Source organism: Nocardioides sp. AN3, assembly GCF_054653495.1.
Genome location: NZ_BAAIGC010000018.1, coordinates 1 through 11,656 on the forward strand (window position 1 = coordinate 1; position 11,656 = coordinate 11,656).

Genomic DNA, 11,656 nt, shown 5'->3' on the forward strand with positions numbered 1-11,656 from the left:
TTGCCAGAATCAATTGTCAAAGAAACCATCAACCACTAACATGGAAGACGGGGCATAACAAACTAATTCGTCGACTATGACACACTGTTGAGTTCTCAAGAATCACACGCGCACCGTGGTTCGAGCTCTTCGCTCTCCCCTGCGGGGCTCATCTGACTTAATCTTACCGGATCGTTTCGCGCCTTTGTCAATTCGGCGTTTCGCGCTCCGGCTTCGTGTTTCGTACTTTAGCTGATTGCGTCTTCGCCTTGTCAATTCGGCGCTTTCGCTTTTCGCTGCAGTGATTCACACTTTATCGGTGAAGAGTTCAGGCGGCCTAATCGGCGCATTCCCTCTTCGTTTTCCGCAGCACTTTCGTCCGGATCTTGTGGCCGCTCGTGCGCGCACACGCCAACCGGGTGGAAGTGTTGAGGAGGTGGCCGCCTCGGGGCCGGCAGCCCGATCTCATGATCTTGCTGCCCGCCGCTCCGTTGGCGACCCGGAGAACAATAGACGACCAGGACAGGCCACACAAATCGACGGCGCGCGGCTGCCATCTCCCCAGGTCACAGGCGGTTTCTGGCGCCGTCGCGCCCGGTCAGGCGAGCTCGACGCCCGCGAACCGCTTCTTGCCGCGCCGCAGCACGACCCAGGTGCCACCGAGCAGGTCACCCTCGTCGAGCACCGCCTCGGCGTCCTCGACGCGCACGTTGTTGACGTAGGCGCCACCCTCGGTGATGGTGCGACGGGCGTCTCCCCTGCTGGAGGCGAGCCCGGAGTCGACCAGCAGGTCGACGACCGAGGGCAGGGACGCCCCTCTGCTGAGTGTGACGGCGCCCGCCTCGCGCAGCGCGGCGGCGAGGGTCGCGGTGTTGATGCCGGTGAGCTCGCCGCCCCCGAAGAGGGCCGCGGCCGCCTCCCGCGCATGTCGGGTCTCGGCCTCGCCGTGCACCAGCGTCGTCATCTGCTCGGCCAGGGCACGCTGGCCGGCACGCAGGAACGGCTTCTCCGCCTGCGTCGTCTCCAGGTCCTCGATCTCGCCACGTGGCAAGAAGGTGAACGCCCGCAGCAGCTCGCCGACCTTCTCGTCCTCGACGTTCAGCCAGAACTGGTAGAACGCGTAGGGCGACATCATCTCGGGGTCGAGCCAGAGCGCACCGCCCTCGGTCTTGCCGTACTTCGTGCCGTCGGCCTTGGTGATCAACGGCGTCGCGAACGCATGCGCGACGCCGCCGTCAGCCCGGCGGATCAGCTCCACCCCGCCGGTGAGGTTGCCCCATTGGTCGGAGCCGCCGAACTGGAGCGTCACGCCGTGGTCGCGGAACAGGTTGAGGAAGTCCATCGACTGAAGCAGCACGTAGGAGAACTCCGTGAAGCTGATCCCGCTCTCGAGGCGACGCCGCACCGTCTCCCGGGCCAGCATCCGGTTGACGGGGAAGTGCTTGCCGATGTCGCGGAGGAAGTCGATCACCGAGAGCGGCGCGGTCCACTCGTAGTTGTTCACCATCGTCGCTGCGTTCTCACCCTCGAACGCCAGGAACGGCTCGATCTGGCGGCGTACCCGCTCGACCCAGTCCTTGACCGTGTCGAGCGAGTTGAGCGTGCGCTCCCCCGAGTCGCGCGGGTCGCCGATCATGCCCGTCGCCCCTCCGACGAGCGCGTACGGCGTGTGGCCGGCGCGCTGCAGCCGCATCGCCGTCACGATCTGCAACAGGTTGCCCATGTGCAGGCTCGGCGCTGTCGGGTCGAAGCCGACGTAGAACCTGACACTCCCCGCGGCGAGCGCCTCCGCGAGTGCGTCGCGGTCGGTGGAGTGCGCTATCAGGCCGCGCCACTCGAGGTCGTCCAGCAGGGTCGGGTCGATCGGCACGACGGGCCTTCCAGTCACAGGGTCGAAGGGGTTCGGTTCCGCCCCAGCCTAGTGAGGTCACGCGCCGCCCGATGAGCCGAGGCTGCCTGCTCGCGACGAGGCCGGTGCCCTCGGCGCCACCCGATTCAGGTGGTGTCCCGGCTCGTGCGCCGACGGATCATGACCGCGACCCCTACGTCCCGGCCGCCGGAGGCGACGATGAACACCGCCCGCATGCACCCTGTGTCGACGGGTCGTGACGGTCGGCTCGACGCACCCTTCTACCAGGCGAAGTTCCGGCCACCGACGCGCCCGCGACACTTCGTGGCCCGACCCCGCCTCGAGGCGCTCCTCGACGACCTCGCCGACTACCCGATCGCGGCGATCGTCGCACCGGCGGGGGCGGGGAAGACGGTGCTCGCCGCCGACTGGGTGGTGCGCTCAGGCCGCGCCTGCGGCTGGCTGACCCTCGACGCCGCCGACCGCAGCGCGACGGAGCTCTCCTCATCGCTGGCCACTGCCCTCGATCTCGCCTCCGCCGACGCCGCCTCGCCTCGCGGGGGCAGAGCCGCGACGTTGGTGCTGGACAACGTCGACCGGGTCGGCGACGACCCTGCTGCTCAGGCCGCGCTCGCCTCCTTCGTCGATCGGCGGCCGCCGTGGCTGCAGCTCCTTCTCCTCAGCCGGCGCCGGCCGCCGCTGCCCGTCGACCGCCTGCGCGTGAGCGGCGACCTCGCTGACATCGACTTCGCGACACTCCGCTTCTCCGAGGTGGAGTCCGCCTCCCTCCTGACCGCACTCTGCCCCGGTCTCGCCGCCGACGAGATGGCCGCGGCCGTGGAGCGCGCAAACGGATGGGCCGCGGCACTCCAGCTGACGGCGCTCGCGATCCGGTCGCACCGGTTCACGGCTGCGCCGGCCGTCCGCGACGCCGCCGTGCGCCCGGAGCCGCCCCTCGAGGACTACGTCGCCGAGCGGCTGGTCGAGGAGTACCTCTGGGAGGAGGTGCTGCAGTCCGAGCGCGCGGAGCTCGTCGAGCTCCTCCACGCCACGGCCGTCGTGGGTCGCATCAACTACGGGTTGGCGGAGGCGCTGACCGAGCGGGCCGACGCCGGTGACCTGCTGGACGAGGCAGAGGCGGCCGGCCTCTTCCTCACGGCTCTCCAGGGCGGCTGGTTCGAGGTGCACAGCCTCGTGCGGGAGATGCTGACGGCGAGGCTGCACCGCCGGCAGCCGGACGGTCTCCGCAAACAGCACGCGCGTGCCGCTCAATGGTTCGAGAGCCTCGGCGACGAGGTCTCGGCGCTCGAGCACTGGCTCGCGGCCCAGCGCCCCACCGACGCCCTCCGAGTCCTGTCCGAGCTCACGCTCGCCCTGCTGGACTCGGGTCACGTGGACCGCGCGGCCGACGCGATCGGTCGTCTTCCCGCCGAGCTCGCCTCGGCCAGTCCCGACGACGCGATCCGCTACGTCTGGTGCCGGCTGCCCGCCGGGGCGGGCGCCTTCGTCGACGCCCTGTCAGTGGCGGAGTCCTCTCCGGCTCTTCGGGAGGGCTCGTCGTCGCGGCTGCGGACGCTCGACGCCGTCGCGTCCTGGCTGCGGGCCGACTGGCGCGACGCCGCCGATGGGGCCGCCCGAGCGCTCAGCGGCCAGATCGAGACGGCCGTCGGCGAGCCGCTCGACCGCTTCGGGTGGCGGATGGTCGCCTGCGGCACCGCCCTCGACGAGAGGTGGGACGACCGCCAGCCCGCTGTCGGTCAGGCCTGGGCGGCCTGTCTCAAGGACCCGGCCAGCCGATGGTTCTTCGAGAGCACGCGGGCCCTCGGACTGGCCTTGGCGGGGCACCCGCGCGAAGCCGCCCGAGTCGCAGACGGGGCACGAGAGGCGACCGCGAGCGGACCCTACGGACGGGCGAACGTCCAGCTGACGCTCGCCGACGCGGTCGTGGCCCGCGAGGTGGACCGCCGGGAGGCGGCCCGCACCATCCTCGACGGGCTCGCCGAGATCCCGACGTACCCGGACCCGGTCCTGCAGTTGGTCGCGCGCCTGGAGCTCCTGCGTCAGCGCATGGACGCCGGCGACACCGTCGCCGCAGCGGCTCACCTCGACGAGGCCGAGCGACTGCACGCCGGACTCGCCTCAACGGTCTCGGCTCACCTCGGCCGGGCCACCGCGGCGGATGAGGTCGCGCCCTCTGCGCTCGTGGCCCGGGCCGGCGTCGACGTGGCGCTCGCCTCTGACGACCCCGCCACGGCGATCCGGTGGGTCGCGCACGTCTCGGACCCCTTCTGGGGCCCGGTCTGCGAGGCGAAGATCGATCTGGCCCTGGGACGGCACGAGGATGCCGCGCAGGCGGTACGCCGCGCCGCACCCCGCTGCGCCCGCCATCAGGTCGTCGCGGGGCTCGTGCTCGGCCGGGCGTTGGCGGTGCGCCACCGCGACGACGCCGAGCAGGCGGTCGCGGGCAGCCTGGAGACCGCCGCCGGCCACGGGATGATCCGCACGGTCGCGTTCGAGGGCGCCCCGGTGATCGAGATCGTCGAACGGGCAGCCTGGCGCGTCCCCGATGGCTGGATGGACCGCCTGCGCCACGCGCTGGTCCCCACCTGGACCGGCCAAGACCCGCAACTGCCCGTCGAGCGGCTGACCGAGCGCGAGCGCGACGTGCTCAGGCTGCTCCCCAGCCGCCTGACGCTCACCGAGATCGCCTCTGAGCTCTATGTCTCGCAGAACACCCTGAAGTTCCACCTCCGGGGCATCTACCGCAAACTGGGTGCCGACTCGCGCTCGCAGGCCGTGACCTCCGCCCGTCGGATGCGCCTCCTCCCCCACGGCTGACCACGTCGGGGAGGCGCACCCGTCCACCTTCCCTCACCCGGCAGGGCTCACCCGGCGAGGATCCGCGCCTTCTGCGCCTCGAACTCCGCGTCGCTGAGGACGCCGCTGTCGCGCAGGCGACCGAGCTTCTCCAGCTGGGCGATCATGTCCTCGGTGCTGGTGTCCTCCGCGGGCGGGGGCGGAGCCTGGACGTACTGCACCTGTGGCTGGCTGTAGGCCTGCTGCTCGGCGTACGCCTGCTGCTGTTGCTGTGCCTGGTATGCGTCCTGCTGAGCCCAGCGGCCCGCCTGACGGCGAGAGACGCGGTTTGACACGGCCGTGGCCGTCCCGGCGACGACCGCGGTGCGCGCCATGCCTCCGATCAGTCCCATGCTGTCCTCCTCGTGTGCCTTCTCATATCTGCTCAGTCTCGGTCGGCTCTGCACTGTCGCTCCCTACTCCGCCGCCTCCGACCCCTCGTCGGCCTCCAGCGCCTCGAGCATCGCGATGACGTCGGCCGCCGGGATGCGCCCGCTGGCGATGACCTCGGCGCCCCGCCGCCGCAGCGCGCCGACGAACGGCGCCGCCCACGTGTTCTCGTAGAGCACCACGCCGACGGCGTTCCCGGCCCCGACCAGCGACGCGCTGGCCGCGACGTCCTCGTCGTCGAGCAGACCCGAATGGACGCCGGCGAACACGGCCAGGTCGAGTGTCCCGTCACCATCGAGGTCCGCGATCTCGACCACAGTGAAGTCACCGTTCGCGTCGACCTTGGCGACACGCAGATCGAGGATCCGGATGATCCCTCGGTCGACGAGGCTCACCAGCTCGGCCAGCGCCTCGCCCGTCAGCTCGCCACCGGGGAACTCGACAGCGAGATAGTCGATCGGCCCCACCGCGATGTCCTCGCCGCTGTCCCGGCTCGTCACATCCTGATCCTCGCTCATCTGGTCGGTCATCGCCGTTCCCTCCGGTCGTCGCTCGCGGATCGTCGTTGCCTCGACCGTGACACGTCAGCCCGCCGGAAGACACCACCCGCGGGCGGGTGGGACTGAGCGGAAGCCTGCGCCCCACCCCTCGGCGGGTGGCGTTCGCCCACCCCCGGCCACCCGAGGATCGAGACCAGGGAAGCGACGCCCTCAGGGGCAGCGCCTGAGAAGGGAGCCGCCGATGTCGACGCGCAACGCCGACCACACCCTGCCCTCCCCGGATCTCGACCCGGTCGGCAACGACGCCTCCACGGTCGCGCACGCGCTGGGCGTCGATCCGTCGGTCGGGCTCTCCGCCGCCGAGGCGCGGTCGCGGCTGGAGTCGGTGGGTCCCAACCGGCTGGCCGAAGGCGCACGCGAGCCGGGCTGGCGCGCGTTCCTGCGCCAGTACGAGGACTTCATGCAGGTCATCCTCGTCGTCGCGGCCGTCGTCAACCAGCTGGTCTCGGGCGAGGTCGGGACGACCGTCGTGCTTGCCGGCCTGACCGTCTTCAACGCCGTGATCGGCCTGCGCCAGGAGGCGAAGGCCGAGGAGAGCGTCAAGGCGCTCGCCCAGATGATGCGCAGCATCGCCCGCGTCAGGCGCGACGGACAGGCCATCGAGATCGATGCCGCGGAGCTCGTCCCGGGTGATGTCGTCCTGGTCGAGGCCGGCAACCGCGTCCCGGCCGACGCGCGGGTCTGCGTGGCCGCGAGCCTGGAGATCGAGGAGGCGGCCCTCACCGGCGAGAGCCTGCCGGTCGCCAAGTCGACGGACCCGGTGCCAGGCACCGAGGTGCCGCTCGGTGACCGGACCTGCATGGCCTACATGAACACGTCGGTCACCCGGGGGCGCGGCGAGCTGATCGTGACATCGACGGGCATGGGCACCGAGATCGGCCACATCGCCGACATGCTGTCGAAGACCGAAGCTGGCAAGACCCCCCTGCAGAAGCAGCTCGATGGGCTGTCGCGCATCATCGCGACGATCGCCGGTCTGGCGCTGGTGATCGTGGTCCTGCTCGGCCTGGCCCGGGGCGACAACTTCGACGAGCTCTTCGTCACCGGGGTCGCACTGGCGGTGGCCGCGATCCCAACCGGCCTTCCGGCCGTGGTGACCGCGCTGCTGTCCATGGGCACACGCGAGATCGCCCGCCGCAACGCGATCGTCAAACGACTGCCCGCCGTCGAGACCCTCGGGTCGACCTCGGCGATCTGCTCGGACAAGACCGGCACCCTCACGCTCAACAAGATGACCGCGCGCGAGCTGGTGATCCCCGGCCGCAACCGGTTCACCGTCTCCGGCGAGGGCTACAGCACGACGGGCGAGATCAGCCACGTCGGCGGCGAGCGCTTCGACCTCGACCCCTACCTGCTGCCGATGGTCCTGTGCGCCGACGCCGTGCTCGACGGAGACAACCTCATCGGCGACCCGACCGAGGGAGCGCTGATCGTGCTCGGCGCCAAGGGCGGCCTCGACCTCGCCGAGACCCGCGCAGCCCTGCCCCGTGTCGCCGAGGTGCCCTTCGACTCCGACTACAAGTTCATGGCGACGTTCCACGAGATGACCGACGACGCCGGACGGCCGGTCGTGCGCTGCTACGTCAAGGGTGCGCCCGACGTGCTGATCGCCCGTGCGACCAGCATCCGGAACCCCGACGGGACCCTCGTCGCGATCACCGACGCCAACCGGCATCTCGCACTCGAGGCCAACGACCGGATCGCCAATGCTGGTGAGCGCGTCATGGTCGTCGCCCAGCGCGACTTCGACGCGGCCGGATGGACCGGTGCGGGGAACCTGTTCGACGACGTCATCGACCTCACCCTGCTCGCGATGGTCGGGATCGTCGACCCGCCACGTGCCGAGGCGAGGGCGGCCATCAAGGAGTGTCGCAGCGCTGGAATCCGGGTCCGGATGATCACCGGCGACCACGCGACGACGGCGGCCGCCATCGCGACCGAGCTCGGCATCGAGGGCAGGGCGGTGACCGGCGCGCAGTTCGCCGCCATGTCGGATGAGCAGCTTCTCACCGAGCTGGACGACATCGGCGTCGTGGCGCGGGTGGCGCCGGAGGACAAGGTGCGTCTGGTCCGCCTGCTCCAGCGCAAGGGCAATGTGGTGGCGATGACCGGAGACGGGGTCAACGACGCACCGGCCCTGAAGTCGGCCGACATCGGTGTCGCCATGGGCATCACCGGGACCGAGGTCTCCAAGGAGGCCGCGGTCATGATCCTGACCGACGACAACTTCGCCACGATCGTGGGCGCCGTCTCCTACGGTCGCACGCTCTACGACAACCTGCTCAAGTATCTGCGCTTCCAGATGTCGACTCTCGTGGCCTACATCGCCATCTTCATCGGTGCCGGCATCTTCGGCATCGCCAACGGCACGCCGCTGAACCCGCTGCAGATCCTGTGGCTGAACATGGTCGTCGACATCCCCCTGGCAATCGCCCTCGGCTTCGACGAACCCGCCCGCGGCCTGATGGGGCGGCCGCCGCGGCCCGTCGGGGCGCCCGTGCTGACGACGGCCAACTGGGTCAGGCTCTGCGCCCAGGGCGCCGTGATGACCGTCGGGGCGCTCGTCGCCTACCAGATCGGCCACGATCAGGACGGCCCCGTCGTGGCCGCCACGATGCTGCTGACGACACTGTCACTGTTCCACCTGGCCGGTGCTCTGCTCAGCCGGGACCAGCGCAACACGATCCTCGACCGAGACGCGATCCCGGCGCTGACCCAGCTGCGGCGCTATGGCCTCGCGCTGCTGGCGATCATCGCCATCACTGCTCTGGGCTTCCTGCAGCGCATCTTCGACACCACAGGCCTGACCTTCGGTCAGTGGAGCGTCTGCGTCGGCCTCGCCGCCACACTCGTGGTCGTCGAAGAGGTCATCAAGCTCGTCCTGCGGCGACGCGGCGCCCCCGCGGTGGTCGAGACCGCTCCTGAGCCCGTCCCCACCCCAGCCCTTCCGACATGAGCCCGTCCCGAGGTGGCCGGCGGCAGGACCGGGTCGCCACATTCGACTGTCAGTCAGCATCAAGGAGGAGACGCACATGACGACACTCACCGTGTGGAAGTTCGCAGACCCGACCGGCGCTCAGCGCGCGACGAAGGTGCTCAAGCAGGCGGCGTCCGAAGGGCTGGTCACGATCGTCGACCATGCCGTCGTCGTCTGGCCCGAGGGCGAGGACCAGCCTCGCATCGACCATGCGCACGACGACCCGAAGCGGGGTGCCGCCTGGGGTGCCCTCTGGGGCTTCCTGGGAGGGGCGCTCCTCACGGTCCCGGTCGTGGGCGTGGCCGTGGGCGTGGGCATCGGGCTCGCGAGCAAGGCGACGCAGGGCACGGGCATCACCAAGGACGACCTGGAGCGGATCCGCAGCGAGGTCACGCCGGGGTCCTCGGCGCTCTTCCTGGTCACCGAGGGCGCGGACCTGGACCGGCTCGGCGAGCGGTTCCACTTCCGTGACAAGACGCTGATCCACACCAACCTGACCCCGGCCGAGCGCGAGACCCTCCTCGACACCTTCGGAAGCTAGCGCGGTGGCCGCCGAGCCGCGTCGCGACCCACTCGGGCTCGTCACCGGCGGAGAGGGGGCCATCACCGGCACGGTCGTGTGCGCCGCGGCCATCGCCTACGCCGCCGGCCATGTCGGCTCCACGGCGGAGCTCTGCTTCGCGATCCTCGGCACCGTCGCCGTGTACTGGGTCGCCCACCTCCACGCGGTCACGATCGGCAGCTCGCTGACGCACCGCCACCACCCGGTCGAAGCCTTCCGGCATGCGCTGCGCGCGACTGTCCCGATCCTGGGCGCCTCGATCCTCCCGCTCGTGGTCCTGCTCATCTGCCGGCTCGGCGGAGCCGAGCTGCGCACCGCCGCGTGGACGGCTCTGGCCGCGACCGTCGCGCTGCTGGCGGTCTACAGCTACCTGGCCGGTGCGCGCGGCGGACTCGGCCCCGGCGGCCGGCTGGCATGCGCCTGCGGCGGCGCAGGCGTCGGCATCCTGGTGGCTCTGCTCAAGCTCGCCCTGCACTGAGCCGGCCCCGCCCCTCACAGGCAGACTCGGCGCCGCCGTCACCCGCCCAACAGCCCCTCGGTGTCCGAGGACGGCTTGAGATCGGGCAGTCGCACCATCCGGAAGGAGATCACCAGGCCGCTGAGCGCGCTCACGATCGGCACGACCAGGCCGATCTGCAGTGCGAGGGGTCGTACGTCGGTGTTGATGCGGATGATCTCCGCCTTGACCGCCGGCGGCTGACCGACCAGCTGCTCCTCGAGCTGGGTGTTGCTCATCACCTCGGCATCGTCCTCCAGCGCGCTGGCCACCTGGTCCTTCGAGTCCGGCGGCAGCACCTTGCTCGCCTGCGTCTCCTGGGTGAAGGCGACCGAGAGCGCGGCCAGCATGACCGCACCCGCGAAGGCCAGGCCGAAGGACAGACCGAAGGAGCCCGCGGCCGAGTTCACCGCGGAGGCCTCGCTGACCCGCTCCTCCGAGATCGGCGCCAGGGTGAAGTTGTTGAGCTGCGAGACCAACAGCCCGAGGCCGGAGCCGGTGACGAGCAGCGGCACGGCCAGCGCCCAGCCCGAGTCACCGCGCGGCACCACGAGCACGACGGCCGTCAGCCCCGCCGCCAGGAGCAGGAAGCCGAACCGGATGATCCCGCTCGGGCGCCGGTTCGCGGCTCGTCGGCCGGCGAGCGCGGACACCGCGAACATGCTCAGCGACAGCGGGGCCAAGGACAGGCCGGCCTCCAGGGCGTTGTACTCGAGCACCATCTGAAGATAGATGGGCAGCGTGATCATCGCGCCGCCGAGCGCGATCTGCTGCAGCAGCTGCCCGGAGACGCCCAACCGGAAGTGGACCGACCGGAACAGGCGGGGGTCAACGAGTGTGGGACGCGACAGGCGGCTTCGCTGGATGAGCCAGTAGACGAGGGAGCCCAGGCCGACGACGCCGACGGCCAGAAGCGCGGCGACGGCGCCGCCGCCCTCTTGCCAGACCAGGACGCCCAGCACCAGGCCGCCCATGCCGAGCACGGACAGGACCGCGCCGACCACGTCGATCTGTCGCGGGCCGGTGTAGGGCACGTCCTTGACGAGTCCGGCGCCGCTGAGCACCACGGCGATGATGACCGCTTCGCCCAGGAAGGCGACGCGCCACGACAGCGTCGTCGTGAGGAAGCCGCCGACCAGCGGGCCGACGGCCGCCGCGATCGCCGCCGAGGCACCGACGAGGGCATAGACGCGCTTCTGGGCGGCGCCTTCGAAGTTGCCATGGATCAGCGACTGCATGCCCGGCAGCAGCAGCGAGGCGCCCATCCCGCCGATGATCGCCCAGAACACGATGACGGGCAGCAGGGACTGGGCCAGCGTCATGGCGATGGCGCCCACGCCGTACCCGCACAGGCCCAGCAGGTAGGCCCGCTTGCGCCCGATCAGGTCCGCCACCTTGCCGCCGATCAGGATGAAGGCCGCCGAGACCAGCGCCTCCAGCGCGATCGCCGACTGGATCCCGCTGACAGTGGCGTCGAGATCATGGACGACGGCCGAGATCGAGACGTTCATGAGGGACGTGTCGACGACCAGCACGAACATCGCCATCGACAGGAGCACCGCGAGCCGGCGGTTGAAGCCCTCGCTCGGCACCAGGCCCTCGGCGGTCGCCTCCGACATGCGCGGCTCCTCTCGCCTCCTGGGACCAACCTAGGAACGCGTGAGGGGCCGGACCCCACCCGGATCGGGTGGCTCGTCGGCGGACGAGCCGGCCGTGGTGGAGCTTGGTAGGCCGTGCGGGGCTCGAACCCGCGACTGGGAGATTATGAGTCTCCTGCTCTAACCGACTGAGCTAACGGCCCGAGGCGGACCCTATCGGTCCGTGCCAGCCAGACATGAAGGGCCACCGACCTGATGTCTCAGATCGGCGGCCCTCACCTGCTCCCCCGGTTGGACTCGAACCAACAACCCTGCGATTAACAGTCGCATGCTCTGCCAGTTGAGCTACAGGGGATCGCTTGGCAGCGGGCGAAACCTTAGCAAGCGGC

8 protein-coding genes and 2 tRNA genes are annotated in these 11,656 nt (G+C 70.4%); 4 read left to right on the top strand and 6 right to left on the bottom strand.

Features of this window, described 5'->3' with window-relative positions; all coding sequences use genetic code 11:
• Window positions 1–577 precede the first annotated feature (577 nt).
• Window positions 578–1,849 (bottom strand): tyrosine--tRNA ligase, encoded by a 1,272-nt coding sequence (tyrS, locus tag ACYQ1K_RS18220; protein WP_459984674.1) that lies wholly within the window; start codon window positions 1,847–1,849, stop codon window positions 578–580.
• A gap of 159 nt (window positions 1,850–2,008) precedes the next feature.
• On the opposite strand from tyrS, the gene ACYQ1K_RS18225 reads away from it, so the two are divergent.
• Complete coding sequence (locus ACYQ1K_RS18225) at window positions 2,009–4,666, top strand: winged helix-turn-helix domain-containing protein (RefSeq protein WP_459984675.1); 2,658 nt, start codon at window positions 2,009–2,011, stop codon at window positions 4,664–4,666.
• A 47-nt stretch (window positions 4,667–4,713) separates the two neighbouring features.
• Here ACYQ1K_RS18225 and ACYQ1K_RS18230 read toward each other — a convergent pair whose 3' ends face one another.
• Together ACYQ1K_RS18230 and ACYQ1K_RS18235 are read right to left on the bottom strand one after the other, a co-directional pair.
• The gene (locus tag ACYQ1K_RS18230) at window positions 4,714–5,037 is read right to left on the bottom strand and encodes an SHOCT domain-containing protein (RefSeq protein ID WP_459984676.1); all 324 of its coding nucleotides are present in this window, start codon (window positions 5,035–5,037) and stop codon (window positions 4,714–4,716) included.
• 63 nt (window positions 5,038–5,100) lie between these two features.
• A complete protein-coding gene (locus tag ACYQ1K_RS18235) occupies window positions 5,101–5,604 on the bottom strand; it encodes a DUF6325 family protein (protein WP_459984677.1) in 504 nt (167 codons plus the stop codon).
• A gap of 211 nt (window positions 5,605–5,815) precedes the next feature.
• Here ACYQ1K_RS18235 and ACYQ1K_RS18240 point away from each other — a divergent pair, with 211 nt between their 5' ends.
• From ACYQ1K_RS18240 to ACYQ1K_RS18250, 3 genes are all read left to right on the top strand, one after another.
• Window positions 5,816–8,590, top strand: coding sequence for a cation-translocating P-type ATPase (locus tag ACYQ1K_RS18240; protein ID WP_459984678.1), 2,775 nt, complete (start codon window positions 5,816–5,818; stop codon window positions 8,588–8,590).
• A gap of 76 nt (window positions 8,591–8,666) precedes the next feature.
• Complete coding sequence (locus ACYQ1K_RS18245) at window positions 8,667–9,152, top strand: DUF1269 domain-containing protein (protein ID WP_459984679.1); 486 nt, start codon at window positions 8,667–8,669, stop codon at window positions 9,150–9,152.
• 4 nt (window positions 9,153–9,156) lie between these two features.
• The gene (locus tag ACYQ1K_RS18250) at window positions 9,157–9,651 is read left to right on the top strand and encodes a hypothetical protein (RefSeq protein ID WP_459984680.1); all 495 of its coding nucleotides are present in this window, start codon (window positions 9,157–9,159) and stop codon (window positions 9,649–9,651) included.
• A gap of 38 nt (window positions 9,652–9,689) precedes the next feature.
• On the opposite strand, the gene ACYQ1K_RS18255 is transcribed toward ACYQ1K_RS18250, so the two are convergent.
• The 3 genes from ACYQ1K_RS18255 to ACYQ1K_RS18265 form a co-directional block, all read right to left on the bottom strand.
• On the bottom strand, window positions 9,690–11,288 hold the full coding sequence (locus tag ACYQ1K_RS18255) for an MFS transporter (RefSeq protein WP_459984681.1): 1,599 nt from the start codon (window positions 11,286–11,288) through the stop codon (window positions 9,690–9,692).
• 105 nt (window positions 11,289–11,393) lie between these two features.
• Window positions 11,394–11,470: transfer RNA gene (locus ACYQ1K_RS18260), tRNA-Ile, on the bottom strand.
• A gap of 79 nt (window positions 11,471–11,549) precedes the next feature.
• Window positions 11,550–11,622, bottom strand: a tRNA-Asn gene (locus ACYQ1K_RS18265).
• Window positions 11,623–11,656: the final 34 nt, after the last annotated feature.

Excerpts from the sequence above, each read along its gene's own strand:
- ACYQ1K_RS18245 (WP_459984679.1), top strand. The coding sequence starts at position 8,667 with ATGACGACACTCACCGTGTGGAAGTTCGCAGACCCGACCGGCGCTCAG.
- ACYQ1K_RS18255 (WP_459984681.1), bottom strand. The coding sequence starts at position 11,288 with ATGTCGGAGGCGACCGCCGAGGGCCTGGTGCCGAGCGAGGGCTTCAAC.
- ACYQ1K_RS18240 (WP_459984678.1), top strand. The coding sequence starts at position 5,816 with ATGTCGACGCGCAACGCCGACCACACCCTGCCCTCCCCGGATCTCGAC.
- ACYQ1K_RS18230 (WP_459984676.1), bottom strand. The coding sequence starts at position 5,037 with ATGGGACTGATCGGAGGCATGGCGCGCACCGCGGTCGTCGCCGGGACG.
- ACYQ1K_RS18225 (WP_459984675.1), top strand. The coding sequence starts at position 2,009 with ATGACCGCGACCCCTACGTCCCGGCCGCCGGAGGCGACGATGAACACC.
- ACYQ1K_RS18235 (WP_459984677.1), bottom strand. The coding sequence starts at position 5,604 with ATGACCGACCAGATGAGCGAGGATCAGGATGTGACGAGCCGGGACAGC.